We start from the raw sequence: 20,318 nt of genomic DNA, 5'->3' as shown, positions 1-20,318 counted from the left end.
ATTTTGCAATGCACTGGAAACAAAAAATAAGTATCTGCGGTGCAACACAAATATTACCGTACGTAAACTAATTCTTGACGAACTATGGAACGGCGCGATACGGCCGGATGGCGCGGAAGCGCAGGCATTGATCGGCCCGCATGAAGGAGATTGCAGATGCCATCACGTCCCAAGGCACTTGCGCCAGAGGCGCTCGGACCGACGATCACAATTGGCGAAATTCTGGTGGAGATCATGGCGGCCACGGTCGGAGCCGGCTTCCTCGAGCCGCAATCGCTAACCGGGCCCTATCCGAGTGGCGCGCCGGCCATTTTCATCGATCAGGTCGCGCGCATGGGTGGTGCCGGCGGCATCATCGCCAGCGTCGGCAAGGATGATTTCGGTCGGCAGAACATCGAACGCCTGCGACGGGACGGCGTCGACGTCTCCGCCGTCGCCGTTAAAGAGGACTGGCCGACCGGCAGCGCATTTGTCCGCTATCGATCCGACGGGGCCCGCGATTTCGTCTTCAATATCGGCAGGTCCGCTGCCGGTCAGATCGCTTTGACGCCTGCGGCCGAGGCGCTCGTCGAGCGCGCCGGCCATGTGCACGTTATGGGAACGGCTCTTTCCATTCCCGGCGCCCGCGAGGTGATCCTCTACGCTATCGAGACGGTGCGCGCCCGCGGCGGGTCAGTTTCCCTGGATCCCAATCTCCGTAAGGAGTTGCTGACGGATCATGGCGTCCTGGAAAGTTTCGACAAGGTGCTGGCCGCGGCTGATCTGTTGCTGCCCTCAGGCGACGAGCTTTTCACAGCCGCTGGAGTGAGCGACGAGGCCGCGGCCGTCGCAAGGTTGCTGGAAAGCGGTATCGGTGAAATCGTCCTGAAGCGGGGCGAACAGGGCGCGTCCTTCTTCGGCCGCGATCTCGCGCGCGTCGATTGCGCCGCTTTTGCGGTCGACGAGATCGATCCGACCGGCGCCGGGGATTGCTTCGGCGCAGCCTACCTCACCTGTCGCCGTAAGGGCATGACCCCGGAGGCAGCCCTCCTCCATGCCAATGCAGCCGGCGCCCGCAATGTGACCCGTCTCGGCCCGATGGAAGGCGTTTCCACCCTTGCCGAACTGACGGCCTTCATCACTGAGACCCCGAGGAGATAGACGATGGATCGGATTTTGACCCGTCTTGCAACTGCGCGGCGCGAAGGCACCCCCTTCGGCATTACCTCCGTCTGCTCCGCGCATCCCCTCGTCCTCAGGGCCGCCATCCGGCGGGCGGTGCGCCACGGCGGGCCGGTGCTGATCGAGGCGACCTGCAATCAAGTCAACCATCTCGGCGGCTATACCGGGATGACACCGGAAGACTTTATCCGCTCTGCCGAGCGCGTTGCTACCGAGGAAGGGCTCGACCGTTCACAGATGATCTTCGGGGGCGATCATCTCGGTCCCAATCCATGGCGCAGGGAAAGGCCGGAAGCAGCGTTCGAGAAGGCTGAGGCCATGGTTGAGGCTTATGTCAAAGCGGGGTTCGGCAAGATCCATCTTGACACTTCGATGGGCTGCGCCGGCGAGCCCACCGCACTCGACGACCGGACGATCGCCGAGCGCGCCGCAAGACTGGCGCAGGTCAGCGAAAGGACCGCGAAGGCGGTCGGCGGGCCGCTGCCGCTCTATATTCTCGGCACGGAGGTTCCGGTGCCGGGCGGCGCCGATCATGCTCTCGAAGAACTCCGGCCGACCGCGCCGGAGGCCGCACGCTCGACTATCGCCATTCATCGCGAGATCTTTTCGCGGGCAGGATTGGAAGACGCCTTTTCTCGCGTCATCGCCTTCGTCGTCCAGCCGGGCGTCGAATTCGGCAGTGAAAACGTCATCGGCTACAGGCCAGAGCTTGCGACTGAATTGACCGCACTTCTCGACGAGGAACCGCAATTCGTCTTCGAGGCTCATTCTACGGATTATCAGACGCGCGATGCGCTGACGCGGCTGGTCCAAGACGGCTTCCCGATCCTGAAGGTCGGCCCCGGCCTGACCTTTGCTTTGCGTGAGGCCGCCTATGCGCTCGATATGATCGCCTCGGAGATGGTAGCCGGTTACGGCAACAGGCCGCTTGCGGCCGCGATGGAGGCACTGATGCTGGCAGCACCCGGCGACTGGCAGGTCCATTATCACGGCGACGAGACGGCTTTGCGTCTGCAACGGCACTACAGCTACAGCGATCGTATCCGCTATTACTGGAACAGGCCCGAGGCCGACAAGGCGTTCGAGAGACTGCTCGGCGCACTGCGCGGAAAGACGATCCCGGAGACGCTGCTGCACCAGTATCTGCCGCAGTTTTCGGCGGCCGAAGCCGGCGATCCAGAGACTATATTGATTACCGCGGTCGACCGTGTGCTGGCTGATTACCAGAGGGCCTGCGGCACGGCGCCCTGAACTTTTCCGAGTAAAAAGAGGACGCCTGGCTGCCGGGCGGAGAACCCGCCCTCCCCTCTCCAACGCTTACCGCGTCGTATAGCCGCCATCGATAACAAGCACCTCGCCGGTGATATAACTTGCCGCCGCCGAGCACAGAAAGAGGGCCGCACCCGCCACCTCTTCCGGCTGCCCGACGCGGCCCATCGGCGTCATGCTGCGCCAGGTCGGGAACCAGTCGGGATTGGCGATGCCGCCGCGCGACATGTCGGTCTCGATATAGCCGGGCGCAATGGCATTGACGCGGATGTTCTCGGCGGCGACCTCGCTTGCCAAGCTCTTCGTCATCATGTGGACCGCCGCCTTTGAGGCGTTATAAGCGACCTGGTTCTGCGGAATGTTGGATACGATGCCGGAGATCGAGCCGATATTGAGGATAACGCCGCCGCCCTGGTGCCGCATCGGTGCAAGTGCTGCGCGGCAGGCGCGGAAGACGGCATCGACATTGACAGTCATGATCTCGCGCCAGATGGCATCGGAGAATTCCCCGCTGTCGCCATGAATGGCGATACCGGCATTGTTGACGAGGATATCAAGCCGGCCCGCCCGGGAGAGGGTCTCAGTGACGAGCGCATCGGCGGCATTATCTTTGATCATGTCGGCGGCGACGAAATCGCAATCGACGCCGGCCCTGGCCAGCCGCTCGTCCGCCGCCGCGTTGCGGTTTCTTCCGCTGATGAAGATCTTGGCGCCCGCCTCCCCCAGTGCTTCGGCGATCGCCAGGCCGATGCCGCGCGTGCCGCCCGTCACCAGCGCCACCTGTCCGTCCAGGCGAAATCTGTCGAAGATCATGGCCGTTTCCTTTCTCTGGCTACTAGGGGGCCGGCGCACCTCTCAGATGTCGGTGCTCTGCGGTAGAATGACGAGGTCACGGATGGTGACGTTGCGTGGGCGCGTGAGCATGAAGAGCACCGCTTCGGCCACTTCTTTGGGCTCCATCAAGCCACCGGCGGCGAGTGCCTCGTCGAGCTTCTCCTGCGGCCAGTCGCTGAGAAGGGCGGTCACGACAGGGCCGGGTGCTACGGCGCCGACCCGCAAGCCGTGCTTTGCGACCTGTCGCCTGAGGGTATGGACGAAGGCCTGGACCGCATGTTTGGAAGCCGTATAGATCGGCTCCCAGACCACCGGGATCATCCCGGCGACCGAACTTGTCAGAATGACATCGCCGGTCTTGCGTTCGACCATATGCGGCAGGACGGCGTGCACCGAACGGAAGGCAGCGTTGATGTTCAGGTTGAGCATGCGATCCCAGGCGTCGGGGTCGCCGTCAAGCACTTCGCCGCCGATGTAGGAGCCGGCATTGGCGTGGAAAATGTCCAGCTGGCCCGCCTTCTGCAGAATAGCAGGCATCATTTGCCCTACGCTTATGGGATCCAGAAGATCGATGACTAGGGGAATAGCCTGTTCGCCGAGCTTCGAGCAGACATCTCTCAATGCTTCTTCGTTGCGGTCGATCAGCGCGACCCGCGCGCCTGATGCAAGCATGGTCCTGGCGCACTCCAGGCCAATACCCGACGCGGCCCCGGTAACAGCCGCGACTTTTCCAGACAGATCCTGTCCCATTTTCTTCCTCTGCTTTCCTGTTGATTAGGCCCGGCCGTGCGAAATACGCGATCGGCGTGCCAGCGAGTCGACGATGACGGCGACGGCAAGAACGGCCCCCGTGATCATGTAACGAAGCGATGACGACAGATCGAGGAGCGTGAGACCGCTCGCGATCGACTGAATGACGATGATGCCGAGAAGGGCCGAATAGGCACTGCCGCGTCCGCCGAACAGGCTGGTGCCGCCGATGACCGCCGCAGCGATAGCGTTGAGATTGACGTCGCCCGTGCCGGCCTGCTGACTGGCCGTTGCCAATCGCGCCGCCGAGAGCACACCGCCGGTCGCGGCCAGCAGGGCGCACATGACGAAGGCGCTGGCATAGATACGCGGCACATTGATGCCCGAGCGGCGGGCCGCCTCCCTGTTGCCGCCGACGGCATGCATGGAGCGCCCCCATTTCGTGCGGGTCAGCGCATAATTCATAGCCGCGACGAGGCCGACGAAAAGGCCGAACATCCAGGGAATTCCGCGCGATTGGTTGAGATAGAAGGCTACCGCTTCCAGGGCAACAGTGATCACGACGGCGCGCAGAAGCAGTCCGCTGACGGATTTCGACGACAGTCCGGCGGCCCGCCGCCGCGCCGCGGTGCGGTAGCTGGAGAATAAATACGCAATGCCGGCAAGCGCAATGAGCGTATAGGAGACCGGATCCGGCATGACCATTATCTGCCCGAAATTCACGAGCCACGAGCCATAGGTCAGATTGATCGAGCCGGTCGCTCCGAGAATATAGAGCTGCAGCCCGAGAACGGCGAGCAGTCCCGACAGGGTAGAGACGAAGCTCGGCATGCCGAAGCGGTTGAAGAGGAAGGCGTAAAGTGATCCGATCAAGGCGCCGACCGCCATGGCGGCAAGAATGGCCAGTACCACCGGCCAGCCCTGGTTGATCCAGAAGACGCCGACGAGCGCCGAGGCGAAGCCGCTGACTGAACCGACGGACAGATCGATTTCGCCGACCATCAGGATGCAGACGATGCCGAGCGAGATGACGCCGACCGTCGAACAATCGAACAGCATGTTGACGAGGTTGGCGCTGGAGAGAAACACCGGATTGAGCGCCTGGAACACCGTCCAGATGATCGCCAGGCCGACGATGACTGGCAGCGAGCCGAGGTCGCCCGAGCGGATACGATCCCAGAAGGCGCGGACCCACCCGGCAAGGCTATCGTCATGGCGTACTCTTTCGTCACGCCGATCGAGGAGAACAGGTGCTGCCGGTTCGTTCTCAATGGTCTTCATCATGCCCTGCCCTCCTCGTTCTCTTGGCTTTGCGCCTTGCGGCGCATCGCGCGGCGGGAGACGGAATTGTTGGATGCGCCGGTAATCGCGCTGACGAGCTCTTCGTTGGATGCGTTGGGCATGAAGGTGCCGTTGTTGCGGCCGAGCCGAAGGACGACGATGCGGTCGGCGACGGCCCGCACATCCTCCATGTTATGGCTGATCATGATAACGCCAAGGCCGCGCTCGCGCACGCGCTCGATCAGGTCGAGCACCTCGGCCGTCTGAGCAACGCCGAGCGCGGCGGTGGGTTCGTCGAGCATGATCAGTTTCGGCTCGAGCAGCAGCGACCGGGCGATCGCCACGGTCTGGCGCTGGCCCCCGGAAAGCGAGGCGACGGGCTCGCGCACGCTTGGGATCCGCGCGGAAAGTTCGTTCAGCAGCTTCCAGGCGCGAATCTCCATCGCGACCTCGTCGAGCTGGAAGGGATTGAGCTCCTTGCCGAGAAAGATATTGGCGACGACGTCGAGATTCTCACAAAGCGCCAAATCCTGGAACACGGTCGCAATGCCCAGATTGAGCGCAGCGCTGGGGCTCGACAGATCTGCCTGTTTTCCCTCGAACAGGATGGTGCCCGCGGTCGGCTGGTGGACGCCCGCCAGAATCTTGACCAGCGTTGATTTGCCGGCGCCATTGTCGCCCACAAGCGCCACGACTTCGCCGGCGTGCACGTCGAGTTCGATATCGGTCAGCGCCGACACCGCTCCGAAATTCTTCGAAATTCCACGTAGGCTGAGGACGGGCTGGCGGGGATCAAATTGATGAGAGGTTTCAGACATCGCCTGATCTTTCGGAAAAGCGAAAAAGGAAGCGCGGCCGATGTCGGACGCGCTTCCGTTCGATTTACTTGATGATGCCGAGCTTCTTGCAGCCCTCGGCGTAACGGCCGGTGCAGAGCTCTTCGGCAGTGTTGATCTTCTTGTCGATGATCTCGGCCTTCAAATTCTCGGCAGTGACGACGGCCGGCACGAAAAGCTGCGCCGGCGTGTCGTAGAGCGTCATCTCGGCCTTGACCGTTTCGCCTGCCAGGAGCTTTACGGCGACGTCGGCTGCGGCGGCGGCGACGATTTCGCTCGGCTTGGAGATCGTGTTGTACTGATCCCCTGATATGATGAGCTGCAGCGCCGCGATCGTCGCGTCGTTGCCGGTCACCGGCGGCACGGGATCGACACCGGCGGCCTTGAAGGCTGCGATGGCACCACCGCCGGTGCCGTCATTGGCGGCGACGACGCCGACGATCTGCTTGCCGAAGCGGGTGATCTGTCCGGCGGCCCATTGCTGCGCATTCGCCGGCTGCCAGTTCGGCGTATCGAATTCAGCAAGCGTCTTGTATCCACCGCTCGCCAGACCCTCGTGAATGCCGTCCTTGATCAGGCCGGCAGCAGCATCGGTCGGCGAACCGTTGATCTGCAGAATACCGCCGCTGTCCGTTGGCACGTTCTTCGCCTTCAGATGCTTGACGAGCGATTCCGCAATCGCCTTGCCGATCGCCTTGTTGTCGAAGGAGACATAGAAATCGGCCTTGCCGGTCGGAATCGGGCGGTCATAGGCAATGACCTTGACGCCCTGGCTTTGGGCGAGCTGGACAAGAGATGCGGCCGCCGCCGAATCCACCGGATCCAGCACGATAACTTTGGCACCCTGGGTGATGGCCGAATTGAATTGTTGCTGCTGTTTGGCAATATCGGCATCGGCATTCTGATAGATGACCTTGCACGACGCGCAAAGCTTCTTCATTTCGGCGACGAAGCCCGGATGGTCGTGCTCTTCATAACGGGTCGAGCCTTGGTCGGGCATGAGGAACGCGACGGTCGCATCCGCAACCGCGCTTTGTGCAAAGGCGGAAGTTCCCCCGAGCAAGGACAACATAAGTGCCGCGGCGCCTGCCGCTTTCGTCGAAAATTTCGTCATTTCCATCTCCTCCCATTGGAAAAAATCGTGTAGTCGGTGATTGCAGTGATCTGCTGTGCCGTTCGGCTGAACGAGCGGCGTGCCTGCCCCGGCGGTTTGCTGTTTCTGAGGACAAGCGTCTCCTCTCGCGAGCCGCTCCTCGCGCGCTCACGTTCAAGCCTGCGTCAGTTTGGTTCCTCCTCCTTGTCCTCCCTATTGCCGTCTTCGGCGGACCTTATGCCGCCTTCGCCACGTTGATATTGTCGCCCAACAATCGCCGGAAGCGGGACGGCGTCATGCCTTTTTCCGCGAGAAACTGGCGGTTGAAGTTGGACAGATTGTTGAAGCCGACCTCGAAGCAGATGTCTGTGATCGACGCATGGTCGTCGCTCATCAGGATCTGGCAGGCGAGATTGATTCGTAGGCGTTTCACATATTGCACGAGCGACATGCCGGTATGGCGGCGGAAAGCGCGTGAGAAGGCGCCTGTGGACTGTCCGGCGATCGCAGCGAGATCGGTTTCGTCAAAGGATTTCGTCAGATTTTCTCTGATATAAGCGAGCGCCTTGTTGATGCCGGCCGACATATAGCCCGAGGGATCGGGCAGATAGCTGGGGCTTGCGAGAAGCTGGGCATCCTGCGCCCGGCTGAGCAGCCCGACGATCATCATGAAGAGCTCGATACGGCGTACGCCCTGAGCCTGCTGCACCTCGTTCATTAGCGGCGCCACCTCCCCGCTGGTCTCAGTGCCGAAGAGCACGCCCCGACGGGATGCTTCGAGGACCGGCTCGAAGGGACCGAGCTCGGGCAGCACTTTCATTGTGTCGCTGATAAAATTCTCGCTGAACTGGATGAGCTGGCATCGAAGCGGAATGCTCGATCCCTTCGGGACGTCGCTGATCCAGTTGTGAGGAAGATTGGGGCCAGCCAGCACCAGATTGCCGGGTTCGAACTCGCCAATGAAATCGCCAACGAAATAGCGCCCTGTTGTCGCCACGACGAGATGCAGTTCATATTCCGGATGAAAATGCCAGCGAACGGTGTGATAGGGATAGCCATGCGCCTTCGCTGCGAAGGATTCGCCCGGTCTGATCTGAACGACTTCCAAGTCAGGTTCCATCGCTTCCTCCTCCGGGTGCGGTTCTAAGTCCGCCTGCCAAATTTTCTTTTGGCTCTATTATTAAGGCGAGTGTAGTGGGCTCGCTTCATACCCGCCACCACGATTCCAGGCCAAAACCGATACTTTTTTGATGATTAACGCTACGCAGGCGGCGCAAAGACGACGGCAATCTGCCTTTGGGATCGTCCGAGACTGATCTCAGGCGGCCAGGGCGGCAATCACATTTCTGACCAGCGCAGCCGAAGACAGCCGGCCCGTGGCGCAGCTCGGCGCGCCGATTGCCCCAACGCGAATGGAAACCCCGCCGCGCGCATTGGCGATCGCAAACATCGACTCGTCCGTCAAATCATCGCCGATGGTGATGGGAACGCGGTTCTTGAAGGGATCGGACTGGAAAAAGCGTTCCAGCGCGTCGCCCTTGCTCGACCGTGCCGGTCGCAGCTCGAACACCCTTTTACCGAGCTGCAACGCCCAGTTCGGCCCGGCCAGCTCGGCATAGTGATGCATGCGCTCCTCGAGCACTTTTTCATATTCGGGCGCCAGTCGGTAGTGCGCGGCGACGGCGGCGCCTTTATCTTCAATCAGAACTCCCGGATAATGTTCGGCTTCAGCGGTCAATGCATGTTTCAGCGCCTGGAACTCGGGCGTCGGCTCGACGGTATGCATTCCGGCGGCGCTCCTGATCTCGGCGCCGTGCAGGCCTGCGGTTGGAAATGCAAAGGGTTTGAACAGCTCGTCTGCATAGGCAAGCGAGCGCCCAGTGACCAGTGCCAAGGCGCCGCCGAGCTTGTTCGAAAGGCGATGAAGGTGTCCGGGCAGGTCCTCTGGGACCTCAATCGCGTCCGGCGTAGGCGCAAGGTTGAGCAGCGTTCCGTCGATGTCGAGAAACATCGCCCAGTGCTCCGGTTCCCCCAGCACCAATGAAAGCATTTCCTGCGTAGTGGTGTCGTCCTGCACGGCATTCTCCAAACTCTGCAATCATTGAAGCTAGGTCGCCCGCCGGCAAGGACAAGATGACGTGGCCTGCACGGGAACATCCAAAGGCGGGTCAGCGTTTAATCTCGCCGCCCGTTCAAGCACTCGTGCCGTAAAGGTAAATTGATGGCCAGAAGCAGCTCCAAGAATAGCGAGGAGATCACCGCGCCGTTGGCGCATGGCGCGACTGTTTTGCCGCTGGTGACGATCGACGACTACAACAATGAACTGCGTGACAAGAACGGCTTTGTTGGCGACAACGCCAACAAGAAGACCTTCCAGCAGAAGCTCGACGATTGGAGAAAACACGTCCGCAAATTCGGAGATGACCCGATCGGCAAGGTTGCGACAGCAAAGCTTTCCAAGAAAAAGATCGAGTCTCTGCTGAAAGGGGACGATATGGAGGCCGCCGCACTGGTCCTGGGGGCGGTGGAGGACTTCGCGAAGGACTTTGCCGAGGTCATCGGCAAGTTCCTCAAGGACGAGCGCTGGTTCAAGACGGAGCGTATCGTCGTCGGCGGCGGCTTCAGGCAAAGCCGCTTCGGGGAGCTGGCAATCGCCAGGACCATGGTTCTTCTCAAGGCGGCGGGCATCAATATCGAGGTCACCCCAATCGTCCACCATCCCGACGAGGCGGGACTGATCGGCTCCGTCCACCTCATGCCGCCCTGGATGTTCAAGGGTTACAAAGCGATGCTCGCCGTCGATATCGGCGGCACAAATGTCCGTGCCGGCGTCGTTGAGTTCGGAAAGGAAAAAAGCCCCCATTTTGCAGATGCGGGCGTCTGGGAATCGACCATCTGGCGCCACGCCGACGACGAGCCGAGCCGCAGTGCGACGGTGGAAAGAATGGCGGCGATGCTACAGGAATTGATCGACAAGGCAGAAAAGGCCAATCTCAAGCCGGCTCCGATCATCGGCATCGGCTGTCCCGGCATCATCAAGGCAGACGGCTCGATCGAACGCGGTGGACAGAACCTGCCAGGCGGCAATTGGGAAAGCGACAACTTCAACCTTCCCGCAGCACTGATGAAGGCCATTCCCTCGATCGCCGATCACAGCACCTTCGTGATGATGCACAATGACGCCGTCGTGCAGGGCTTGTCGCAGATCCCTTTCATGGAGGACGTGTCGAGATGGGCGGTGCTGACCATCGGCACGGGATTGGGCAATGCGCATTTTACCAATCGCGAGGGATTGAAAGCGCGATAACCGTGCCACGACGGGGAAGCTTTCGGCAAAGCAATGATCATGTCACCCCGCACAAGCATCGGCCGACGCCGCGTCGCCTTATGGTAAATCACAGGTAAACAACGAAGAATTTGGTAGACGGAAGCAAAGGCGCGCATAAGTTCCGCTAGGAAGAGTGCCGGTTTCAGCAGAGACAGGTCACGGGCGGGCTTGAACCCGATGATAGCCGTACCGATGTGATTCGCATAGCGCAGGGCAAACCTCACATCCATTGCGCTTAATGTCCGTCACGCCAGCTGTTCCTATCTGCAGCTGACTGCGAACTCGGTTGATTGGTTCATCGCGCCGACATTCGGCTGGCTCGCTCGTAGTAGATGTCGTGCAGGCATCACACTGCCGCGCCCAGCAGCGGCGGCGCAACTCAGTCGCGGACGCAAGTCGCGACTCTTGGCAATGCGTATGGCCCGAATAGAACCCGGTTCGGCGCGTCTGTCGAGCATGCCGCGCATCGTCGTTGTCGCAGGCGTATCTCGGGAGTAATGCCTGGTTTAGCCCCCTGCCCTTTTCTGCCACAACTGCAAAAGATGGTGATAACATCGGCGGGCGGTTCTCCGCGCATTCAAATTGCGCTTATCTCCACGTCACGCAAGCTCATATGCAGACGAAAGATATCAGATGAACTTCAAGGGAATAAGCGCACCGATCAATGCAGGCCGTCTCGAACAAATGCTCGGCCTTGCCCCGTCACGCCGCGATCCGGAATCCCAAGATGCAAATGGCAAGGCTTCCCACGTCGAGCCCGTCCGCGGGCTGGAGGTCGAGAGCCTTTGCCGTCCGTCTGCCTATAAATAAGAACGCCATCTGCCTGATCCGGTCTGTACCAAGCGGCGGCGGTTACTCTACGTGAGTCGGCGAAGGCCTCGACGTCGGTCGAGACGTCCTAGCGATAGGGTCGGTGGCTTCGGCCGATGCGGTGTCGCCACCATTGTCAGCTGACAATCGCGCTAAGATTCCGGAATTCCACGCAATTTTTTCGAGGAATTCGGTTTGTTATATATTGGCTAACCAAAAAATCGCTTGACGGAATCGCCAGACTCACGATCATTTGCGCAAAATTGCCCGATTTATCAGGATTTGCGTGAATGCCGACCAAGGCCGCGATTGTTGAGAAAGCCAGAAGAGCGAGTCAAGTCTCGATCGACGAGACGATTGCGCAGGACTCGACGATGCTCAGCAGCCAGCTCCAGGTGCTGTTCGAGCGGTTATTTTCGCCCGATGCCCGCAAATCGCTGCGACGGTTCAGCAGCACCGAGGCCGCCAAGCTGCTCGGCGTCACCGACAGCTATGTTCGCCACCTCACTGCCCAGATGGAAAGCATCAATCCAGAAAAGACGGCGGCCGGCCGCCGCGTCTTCTCGCTCGAAGAAATCCATGCGATGCGCCAGCATCTGGGGCGTACTAAACCTTCCTATCTGCCGACGCGCCGGGTGGGCGACCATCTCCAGGTCATCGCCGTTACCAATTTTAAAGGCGGATCCGGCAAGACGACAACGTCAATCCATCTGGCGCAGTTCCTGGCACTGCGCGGCTATCGTGTGCTCGCCGTCGACCTCGACCCGCAGGCGTCGATGTCGGCGATGCTCGGATATCAGCCGGAGTTCGATGTCGGTGAAGACGAGACACTCTACGGCGCTATCAAATATGACGAGACGCGCCGCGACGTGGCCGACATCGTCCGCCAGACCTATTTCCCCGGCCTCGATCTCATTCCGGGTAATCTCGAACTGCACGAGTTCGAGCATGATACCCCGAAGGCGCTGGCCGACAGCAATCGCGACGACAAGGACATGTTCTTCATGCGGGTCGGCAATGCGCTGCATTCGCTGGAGCAGAGCTACGACGTCGTCATCATCGATTGCCCCCCTACCCTCGGCTTTCTGACGCTGTCTGCTCTCTGCGCTGCGACTGCCGTGCTGATCACCGTGCATCCACAGATGCTCGACGTGGCGTCGATGAACCAGTTCCTGACGATGACCTCCGATCTTCTGGCCGTCGTCAAGCAGGCAGGCGGCAATCTCGAATATGACTGGATGCGCTACCTGATCACCCGTTATGAGTCCAATGACGGTCCGCAGGCGCAGATTGTCGCCTTCCTGCGCAGTTTGTTCGGCGAGCGCGTATTGACCTCGATGATGGTGAAGTCAACGGCGGTTTCGGATGCAGGCCTGTCCAAGCAGACGATCTACGAGGCGGGCCGCGAGACGATGCATCGCCAGACCTATGACCGCGGCGTCGAATCCGTCGACAGCGTCAATGCCGAGGTCGAGCAACTCATCCGCAGTGCATGGAGCAGGACATGAGCCCCAAAGGTCGCGATATCCTGAAGAGCATGGTCGGCGCCGTCGAGCCGGCACGACCGGAGGCGCCAAGCGCGCCGCCGCCGCATCGGCCATCGGGCGCGGTCAAGGCGATGAACCTGTCGCTTGGCCGGCTGGGTGAGGAAGCCGCGGCCGCCAAGGCCCTGCGTGAGTCCCTCGCCTCTGGCGACAAAGTGCTGGAGATCGATCCGGCTGTCGTCGAAATGTCCTTTATCCGCGACCGCATCCCGGTCGACAAGGATCCTGAGTTCGAGCGATTGAAGCAGTCGATCCAGGAAAGCGGACAGCAGGTTCCGATCCTTGTGCGTCCGGACCCGGTAAAGGCCGGGCATTACCAGGCCGCCTATGGCCACCGGCGCTTGCGTGCGGCCGCGGAGATCGGCGTTCCCGTCAAGGCCGTGGTGCGCAAGCTCACGGATGAAGAGCTGATCCTCGCGCAGGGCCAGGAGAACGGGCCGCGTGTCGACCTGAGCTTCATCGAACGGGCTCTGTTTGCGCGACGCATGGATGAACATGGCTTCAGTCGCGACATGATTGCTCAGGCGCTGGCGACGGATAAACCGGAAACGTCACGGCTGCTGCAGGTGGCGCAGACGATCGATCCGGAGATCATTCTTGCCATCGGACCGGCGCCGAAGGTGGGACGCCCCCGCTGGTTGGCCTTTGCCGATAAATTCAGGGCGGCGGGCGGGCGGAAGAAGGCGCAGGCGGCAATCGCTGCCGCTGCTTTCCCAACACTGGAGAGCAATAGCCGCTTCGATGTCATCTGGAAGGCACTGGAGGAGAAGGGATCGCCGCAGCGGGTCGAGCAGACGCTTCGGACGCAAGGCGGCGGGACGCTTGCTTCGGTGAGCCGCTCGGGAAAAACCTTTCGCATCACCGTCAAATCGGCGGCATTTTCGGAATTCCTGGCTCGGCGGCTGGCGGGCCTCGCCGCCGAATTCGAAGAGGAAAATGAGGGAAAATGAACCAGTTAGACTGATTGTCAGCTGACAATTGAACAGGAGATAACGCGCAAAAGAAAAAAGCCCCCGAACGTCACCGTCACGGAAGCTTTCCTCGCAGTCTTGAACACCTCCGAGAATCGCACTTCCGAGAATCGCTGTCAAGAGTTTTTGGCGCCGTTCAGGCGAGCGGATTTCTTTTGCCTCATTGAGGTGGAAGAGATGGAAACCGGAAGTATAACGACGCCCTTCGGGCGGCGGTCGATGACGCTTGGAATGCTCGCAAACCAGGTCATGGCAGGTGAGATCAAGCCTGATCAGTCGGTGGATAAATGGAAATTGTTTCGCGCGCTGTGCGAAGCAAAGCCGCTGCTCGGCATCACCGATCGCGCACTGGCGGTGCTCAATGCTTTGTTGAGCTTTTATCCGAAGAACGAACTGGCCCAGGAAAACGGCTTGATCGTCTTCCCCTCGAATATCCAGCTGTCCCTCCGAACACATGGCATGGCCGAACAGACCGTGCGGCGCCATCTTGCCGCACTTGTCGAGGCGGGGCTTCTGTTGCGCAAGGACAGTCCTAATGGCAAGCGCTATGTCCGCAGGGACAGGGCAGGGGAGGTCAACGAGGCCTTCGGCTTCTCGCTGGCGCCGCTGCTTGCTCGCGCCGAGGAGATCGAGCAGCTCGCCGCCGAGGTAATGGCCGAGCGCTTGCATGTCCAGCGCCTGCGCGAACGCATGACTCTTTGCCGCCGTGATATCGCAAAGCTGATCGAAGCGGCTGTCGACGAAGACGTTCAGGGGGATTGGCAGGGGCTATATCGGGAATTTCGGGACCTGGTCGAAGGCCTGCCGAGGTCGCCGACGACAGCGCAGCTCGAGCAGTTGCTCGATGAATTGACAGCGCTTCGGGCAGATATCCTTAACCGGTTGGAGACCCGGATTAAATCCACGAAACAAAGCGGCAATGCCTGTCATATCGAGCGTCACATACAGAATTCAAACCCCGAATCCACCTCTGAATTTGAACCAAGCTTCGAAACGAAGCAGGGCGCAATGCCGGAGCAAGACGACGGGCGTGGGGCCGTGATGTTGGAAAGGGGGAGGGATGCGACGACCCATCCGATCGGACAGGAGGAGCGGCAAAGTCGACGGGAGGGCGGCGGCGATGACTCCGGCGGCCTGAAATCCTTCCCGCTTGGCCTGGTTCTGCAGGCCTGCCCGGAAATCCTGGCCTACGGGCCGGGTGGCGTGATCCGCAATTGGCGCGACCTGATGAGCGCCGCCGTCACGGTTCGGTCAATGCTCGGCGTCAGCCCGTCAGCCTATGAGGAGGCGGCAAGCGTGATGGGGGCGGAAAACGCCGCGACCGTGATGGCATGCATCCTGGAACGCGGGGGCCACATCAATTCAGCCGGCGGATATCTTCGCGACCTGACGCGGCGAAGCGAAAAGGGAGAATTCGCGATCGGTTCGATGCTGATGGCGCTCCTGCGGGCGAATGCGCCAGCCGGCCGAAAGGCTGGATAGGTGTTAGGCGGTCGGGTGGACGCCGGCGAGTCTGTCGAAACGGGAGAGGGACGGTGTGCTGGATTTCAGCGGATAAGTCTTCGCTCGAGGAAGGCCTGCATGTCGCGGCGTTCGTCCACCACGCAATAGACGGCGACTTCGGTGCCGATGATGCGATAGATCATACGCCAGGGTCTATGGTGCAGTTCCCGGTATTCGGAGATACCGGTGCTGACCAGTTCATTTGGGATATTTCCGCGGGCGGGGAATTCTTCGAGACCGGCACAGGCGTTCTCGATTTCCAGGATGTGTTCCGCCATTTCCGTGCCGTCGCGACCGGCGATGAAACGATGGAGTTCCTCGACGTCAGGACTGGCTGGCGGCCAGACGCTTGCGAATGTGCGCGAAGGATTCCGCAGCGGGGCGCGTCTTGCCTTCCTCGACTTGCCGATTGGTGAGCGCCAGCACCTTCAGGAGCGCCATGGTCTCCTGCGTTTCTTCATACTGGCCGACATCCTGAAGGATCGCTTTCGCCTCGCCATGAAGGCTAATGACGACAGGCTGTCGGGTTGTCCTTCAGCGTCCGGATGATTTCGGGCGCATGCGCCTTGAGTAGCTGATCGGCTTGACCTGTTCTGACAGCTTCAGGCGGTTCTCCCTTTCGACCAGAAATCATTAAGTAGTCAAGCGGAAGAGTTCCGGCCAGTCACTCGAACATGCGACCTGGCCGTTCAGGCGCGCCTGCTTTTTTCCACTCAGTGGCTCTGAAAGAGAATGTCATTTCTTATAATGAACGTTGTCTACTGATTTTATAGATTAAGTTTTGCAACCATTGAGTGGATCGGCGCGTCATGACCTACGTCCTCAGCCTTCTCGACAAAAGCCCGATCGAACAGGGCCTTTCCGCTGCCGATGCGCTGAGGGCGACGGTAAAGATTGCAGCCCGCGCCGAGGAACTTGGTTATCACCGTTTCTGGGTCGCCGAACACCACAACATGTCTAATCTGGCGAGCTCCGCGCCGGAGGCGCTGATCGCCTATCTTCTTGCTAGGACCTCGAAGATCCGCGTTGGCTCCGGCGGGGTCATGCTGCAGCATTACAGCGCCTACAAGGTTGCCGAGACCTTCAATCTATTGGCCTCGCTTGCGCCTGGTCGAGTCGATCTTGGCGTCGGCAAGGCGCCGGGGGGCTTTCCGCTATCGACACGGGCCCTGCAGCTAGCTGTCGATCCGTCCAGGAAGCCGGATTTTGCGAGCCAGCTTTCCGACCTCAATACCTATCTCGCCGCAGATCCCAATAGCGACGGCGCGCAGGCGACCCCTTTGCCGCCGATGGCTCCTGAACGTTTCCTGCTCGGCGCTAGCGTCGAGAGCGCGAGACTCGCAGCGGAGAAGGGCTGGGAACTCGTCTTCGCCGGCCACCTGAACGGTGATCCTGACAATCTCAACAAGACGTTCGAGGCCTATGAGCAGGCATCCGGCGGTAAGCGCCCGATCCTCGCGCTCGCAGCCTTTGCCGCCGAAAGCGAGGAATATGCCCGTGAGCGCGTCGGCAATCTGCGCATCGTCAAGGTGTTCCTGCCGAACGGCCAGACCGTCAATGTTGGCAGTGAAGAGCAGGCGGCCGAATTTGCCCGTCAGGCCGGCGTCACCGATTACCGTATCGAGGAGAAGGTGCCGAGCGTGCTCCACGGCACGGCAAAGCAGATCCGCGGGGAGCTGGATGAGCTTCACCGCCGCTACGGCGTCAAGGAGTTCGTGCTCGACACGCCGGCGCTTTCAACCGCCGACCGCCTTGCCTCCATCGAGCTGCTCGCCGCTGAGCGGCTTTCCCTCGTCGCCTGACCCGTTCCAAGGAGGATCGATCCCATGGTTCAAAAACACGTCACGTTCGGCATTATGCTGCAGGGGCCTGGCGGCCATATGAATGCCTGGAAACATCCGAGCGTCCCGGCCGATGCGAGCGTCAATTTCGACTTCTTCGTCGAGACGGCGCGCAAGGCGGAGGCAGCCGGCATCGCCTTCGCCTTCGTCGCCGACGGACTCTATATCAACGAGCAGTCGATCCCGCATTTCCTCAACCGGTTCGAGCCGATCGCCATTCTCTCGGCGTTGGCGGCCTCGACCTCGAAGATCGGCCTTGTCGGCACGGTCTCGACCTCTTACAGCGATCCCTTCACCATCGCTCGCCAGTTCGCCTCGATCGATCTCATCAGCGGCGGCAGGGCAGGGTGGAACGCGGTGACCTCGCCTCTCGAGGGTTCGGGTCGCAATTACAGCCGCGAGCATCCCGAGCATGAGCTGCGCTACGAGATCGCCGAGGATTATATCGATGCGATCAAGGGCCTCTGGGATTCGTGGGACGACGATGCTTTCGTGCGCAATCGCGAGACCGGCGTGTTTGTCGACAAGACGAAGATGCACCGCCTCAATCACAAGGGCCGCTTCTTCCGCATCGAGGGGCCGCTCAACATCGGCCGTTCGAAGCAGGGTCAGCCCGTCGTCTTCCAGGCCGGTGCTTCTGATTCCGGCATCAGACTGGCCGGCAAGCATGCCGATGCCGTCTTCACCAATGGCGGGCCGTTTGAAGAGGCTCAGGCCTTCTATCGCCAGCTGAAGGACAGCGTGATTGCACATGGCCGCAGTGCTACCGAAGTCGGTGTCTATCCGGGCATCGGGCCGATCGTCGGCGCGACCGCCGATGAGGCGGAAGCCAAGTACCAGGCGATCCGCAACCTCGTTACGATCGAGGAGGCGCTTCTCTATCTCGGCCGCTTCTTCGATCACCATGATTTCAGCGTCTATCCGCTCGACGAAGAGTTCCCCGAACTCGGCGATATCGGCAGGAACAATTTCCGCGCTACCACCGATCGTATCAAAAGGACGGCGCGGGAAAAGGGGCTGACGCTCCGCCAGGTCGCGCTCGATGTAGCGACGCCGCGCACCGCCTTCATCGGCACCGCCGAGCATATCGCAGAAGAGATCATCCGCTGGGTGGATCATGGCGCCGCTGACGGCTTCATCCTGGGCTTTCCCGTCATTGCCGAGGGCTTCGACGATTTTGCCAGATACGTCCTGCCGATCCTCACCGAGCGCGGCTATTTCGATCCTGTCCTCAGGGGCGCGACGCTGCGCGACCATCTGGGACTACCCTTCCGTGAAAGCCGCTATGCGACCGCGGCGGGGGAGTTCGAACGCGGAAAGGCAGTCGGCGCCTGAGGCGCCGGCGAACCCGCCATGGATGTCATCGCTCAGAACCCGCGCAGCAATGATCCGGTCGAGAAGGGCATCGCCCGCTATCTCGATGAGATCATCGCGCTACGCCATGATCTGCACCAATATCCCGAGCTTGCGTTCCAGGAACTGAGGACCAGCAAGCTCGTGGCTTCCCGCCTTTCCTCCTGGGGCTACGAGGTGGCGACGGGCATCGCCGGTACCGGCATCGTCGCCACCCTCAGACGTGGCGAAGGCAAGAAGCAGGTCGGCATTCGGGCCGATATGGATGCACTGCCGATCGAGGAGGCCACCGACCTTGCCTATGCCAGCAGCAATCCCGGCGTCATGCATGCCTGCGGCCATGACGGGCATACCTCAATCCTGCTTGCCGCCGCCCGCTATCTCGCCGAAAGCGGCAATTTCAGCGGCACGCTCAGGCTGATCTTCCAGCCGGCCGAGGAGATCGGCGCGGGCGCCCGCAAGATGATTTCGGAAGGGCTGTTCGAACGCTTTCCTGTCGATGCGGTCTTCGGGTTGCACAACTGGCCGGGTGTCCCTGCAGGCCAGTTCGGCTTTGTCACAGGCCCCGCCATGGCCTCGGTCGACCAGGCGGTGATCAGGATCCTCGGCAAGGGTGGCCACGGTGCCGAACCTCACCGCGCCGTCGACCCGGTATTGGCTTCCGCCTCCTTCATCACCGCGCTGCAGAGTGTCGTCTCTCGGAATGTCGATCCGCAGGACATGGCCGTCGCCACAGTCGGCTCGATCCATGCGGGCTCCGCCTCGAACGTAATTCCCGAAAGCGTCGAGATGAAGCTCACCATGCGGGCCTTCAGCGAGACGGTCCGGCAGCTTCTGCAGGAGCGCATTCCGGCCCTTGCTCGCGCCCAGGCCGAAAGCTTCGGCGCGGAAGCGGATGTGAACTACCGGCTCGGTTTTCCGGCGCTGGTCAACCACGCCAAGGAGACGGCCTTCGCCCGCGACGTCGCCTATGACGCGCTCGGCCTCGCCGCGATCGAGAAGGATTTCCGGCCGAGAACCGCGAGCGAGGATTTCGCCTTCATGCTGCAGGCCAATCCCGGCAGCTACCTCTTCGTCGGTAATGGCGACAGCGCTCCTCTCCACAGCGCCCACTACGATTTCAACGACGCGATCATTGCGCCCGCCGCCCGCTACTGGGTCCGGCTCGCAGAAACCTTCCTCACTGAAGACAACGGGTGATGAACGATATGAGCGATACGTTTCTCTATACGAGCCCTCTTGATCTGCGCGCCAAGCCGCTGATTGATGAACTGATCCACGAATATGACAGCCGCTACGGCACCTATTTCAACGCCGAAGGCGCTACAGCCGAATTGAATCGCTACCCCCCTGAAGCCTTCGCGCCGCCCCACGGCAATTTTCTGCTGCTGATCCGCAATGGCGAAACCATCGGCGGCGGCGCCTTCAAGCATTACGACGATCGCACGGCCGAGTTCAAACGCATCTGGACACGTTCGGATCTGCGCCGTCAGGGCCTTGCCCGCAAGGTGCTGGTGGAGCTGGAGGCCCAGGCGGCCCGTCAAGGTTATGGCAGGATCTATCTGACGACCGGTTTCCGCCAGCCCGAGGCCGTCGGACTTTATCTGAACTATGGCTACACCGCGCTCTTCGACACGGCAGTCGATCCCGAGATCTACAAGAGCCTGCCCTTCGAGAAGGACATCACCCATCTCTCCGTGCCGGCTTTCGAAAGCGAACCGCGCCTGAAAGTGGCCGGCTGAAA

At 60.9% G+C, this 20,318-nt stretch carries 18 protein-coding genes and 1 pseudogene; 10 read left to right on the top strand and 9 right to left on the bottom strand.

Annotation, left to right across the window (positions count from 1 at the left end; all coding sequences use genetic code 11):
• Positions 1 to 156 precede the first annotated feature (156 nt).
• The gene (locus tag FHT70_RS07295; protein WP_183699910.1) at positions 157 to 1,140 is read left to right on the top strand and encodes a sugar kinase; all 984 of its coding nucleotides are present in this window, start codon (positions 157 to 159) and stop codon (positions 1,138 to 1,140) included.
• Between the two features lie 3 nt (positions 1,141 to 1,143).
• Positions 1,144 to 2,412, top strand: a complete 1,269-nt coding sequence (locus FHT70_RS07290) for a D-tagatose-bisphosphate aldolase, class II, non-catalytic subunit (RefSeq protein ID WP_183699908.1) — start codon at positions 1,144 to 1,146, stop codon at positions 2,410 to 2,412.
• Positions 2,413 to 2,478: 66 nt separating this feature from the next.
• Here the strand turns inward: FHT70_RS07290 and FHT70_RS07285 are convergent, their stop codons facing one another.
• The 7 genes from FHT70_RS07285 to otsB all read right to left on the bottom strand — a co-directional run bounded on the left by FHT70_RS07285 (position 2,479) and on the right by otsB (position 9,322).
• On the bottom strand, positions 2,479 to 3,243 hold the full coding sequence (locus FHT70_RS07285; protein ID WP_183699906.1) for an SDR family NAD(P)-dependent oxidoreductase: 765 nt from the start codon (positions 3,241 to 3,243) through the stop codon (positions 2,479 to 2,481).
• A 42-nt stretch (positions 3,244 to 3,285) separates the two neighbouring features.
• Positions 3,286 to 4,014, bottom strand: a complete 729-nt coding sequence (locus tag FHT70_RS07280; protein ID WP_183699904.1) for an SDR family oxidoreductase — start codon at positions 4,012 to 4,014, stop codon at positions 3,286 to 3,288.
• A gap of 24 nt (positions 4,015 to 4,038) precedes the next feature.
• Complete coding sequence (locus tag FHT70_RS07275) at positions 4,039 to 5,298, bottom strand: sugar ABC transporter permease (protein WP_183699902.1); 1,260 nt, start codon at positions 5,296 to 5,298, stop codon at positions 4,039 to 4,041.
• The gene (locus FHT70_RS07270) at positions 5,295 to 6,113 is read right to left on the bottom strand and encodes an ATP-binding cassette domain-containing protein (RefSeq protein ID WP_183699900.1); all 819 of its coding nucleotides are present in this window, start codon (positions 6,111 to 6,113) and stop codon (positions 5,295 to 5,297) included. The genes FHT70_RS07275 and FHT70_RS07270 overlap by 4 nt, the downstream gene beginning before the upstream one ends.
• Positions 6,114 to 6,177: 64 nt before the next feature.
• Positions 6,178 to 7,251, bottom strand: a complete 1,074-nt coding sequence (locus FHT70_RS07265) for a sugar ABC transporter substrate-binding protein (protein ID WP_183699898.1) — start codon at positions 7,249 to 7,251, stop codon at positions 6,178 to 6,180.
• Between the two features lie 208 nt (positions 7,252 to 7,459).
• Positions 7,460 to 8,344, bottom strand: coding sequence for an AraC family transcriptional regulator (locus tag FHT70_RS07260; RefSeq protein WP_183699896.1), 885 nt, complete (start codon positions 8,342 to 8,344; stop codon positions 7,460 to 7,462).
• Positions 8,345 to 8,542: 198 nt separating this feature from the next.
• Positions 8,543 to 9,322 carry a trehalose-phosphatase gene (gene otsB / locus FHT70_RS07255; protein ID WP_183699894.1) on the bottom strand — a complete coding sequence of 260 codons (780 nt, stop codon included), beginning with the start codon at positions 9,320 to 9,322 and terminating at the stop codon, positions 8,543 to 8,545.
• A gap of 123 nt (positions 9,323 to 9,445) precedes the next feature.
• Between otsB and FHT70_RS07250 the strand changes: the two genes are divergently transcribed.
• From FHT70_RS07250 to repC, 4 genes are all read left to right on the top strand, one after another.
• On the top strand, positions 9,446 to 10,531 hold the full coding sequence (locus FHT70_RS07250) for an ROK family protein (protein WP_085780794.1): 1,086 nt from the start codon (positions 9,446 to 9,448) through the stop codon (positions 10,529 to 10,531).
• A 1,121-nt stretch (positions 10,532 to 11,652) separates the two neighbouring features.
• The gene (gene repA, locus FHT70_RS07245; RefSeq protein ID WP_183699892.1) at positions 11,653 to 12,870 is read left to right on the top strand and encodes a plasmid partitioning protein RepA; all 1,218 of its coding nucleotides are present in this window, start codon (positions 11,653 to 11,655) and stop codon (positions 12,868 to 12,870) included.
• A complete protein-coding gene (gene repB, locus FHT70_RS07240; protein ID WP_183699890.1) occupies positions 12,867 to 13,856 on the top strand; it encodes a plasmid partitioning protein RepB in 990 nt (329 codons plus the stop codon). Before repA ends, repB begins: the two co-directional genes overlap by 4 nt.
• Before the next feature lie 198 nt (positions 13,857 to 14,054).
• Positions 14,055 to 15,359, top strand: a complete 1,305-nt coding sequence (repC, locus tag FHT70_RS07235; protein ID WP_183699888.1) for a plasmid replication protein RepC — start codon at positions 14,055 to 14,057, stop codon at positions 15,357 to 15,359.
• Positions 15,360 to 15,424: 65 nt separating this feature from the next.
• On the opposite strand, the gene FHT70_RS07230 is transcribed toward repC, so the two are convergent.
• Both FHT70_RS07230 and FHT70_RS07225 read right to left on the bottom strand, forming a co-directional pair.
• A complete protein-coding gene (locus tag FHT70_RS07230) occupies positions 15,425 to 15,757 on the bottom strand; it encodes a type II toxin-antitoxin system RelE/ParE family toxin (protein ID WP_183700096.1) in 333 nt (110 codons plus the stop codon).
• Positions 15,705 to 15,986: pseudogene (locus tag FHT70_RS07225) on the bottom strand (type II toxin-antitoxin system Phd/YefM family antitoxin). Before FHT70_RS07225 ends, FHT70_RS07230 begins: the two are co-directional and overlap by 53 nt.
• 203 nt (positions 15,987 to 16,189) lie before the next feature.
• Between FHT70_RS07225 and FHT70_RS07220 the strand changes: the two are divergent.
• From FHT70_RS07220 to FHT70_RS07205, 4 genes are read left to right on the top strand one after another with little or no spacing between them, the layout of a single operon-like run.
• Complete coding sequence (locus FHT70_RS07220) at positions 16,190 to 17,182, top strand: LLM class flavin-dependent oxidoreductase (RefSeq protein WP_097599171.1); 993 nt, start codon at positions 16,190 to 16,192, stop codon at positions 17,180 to 17,182.
• Between the two features lie 24 nt (positions 17,183 to 17,206).
• Positions 17,207 to 18,556, top strand: a complete 1,350-nt coding sequence (locus FHT70_RS07215; protein ID WP_183699886.1) for an LLM class flavin-dependent oxidoreductase — start codon at positions 17,207 to 17,209, stop codon at positions 18,554 to 18,556.
• Positions 18,557 to 18,574: 18 nt separating this feature from the next.
• Positions 18,575 to 19,774, top strand: a complete 1,200-nt coding sequence (locus FHT70_RS07210; RefSeq protein ID WP_183699884.1) for a M20 aminoacylase family protein — start codon at positions 18,575 to 18,577, stop codon at positions 19,772 to 19,774.
• Positions 19,771 to 20,316: a GNAT family N-acetyltransferase gene (locus FHT70_RS07205; protein WP_183699882.1), complete on the top strand. Its 546-nt coding sequence runs from the start codon at positions 19,771 to 19,773 to the stop codon at positions 20,314 to 20,316. Before FHT70_RS07210 ends, FHT70_RS07205 begins: the two co-directional genes overlap by 4 nt.
• The last annotated feature ends 2 nt before the right edge of the window (positions 20,317 to 20,318 follow it).

The organism is Rhizobium sp. BK049, assembly GCF_014193135.1.
Taxonomy (GTDB): domain Bacteria; phylum Pseudomonadota; class Alphaproteobacteria; order Rhizobiales; family Rhizobiaceae; genus Rhizobium.
This window is presented reverse-complemented; position numbering and strand designations above follow the sequence as displayed.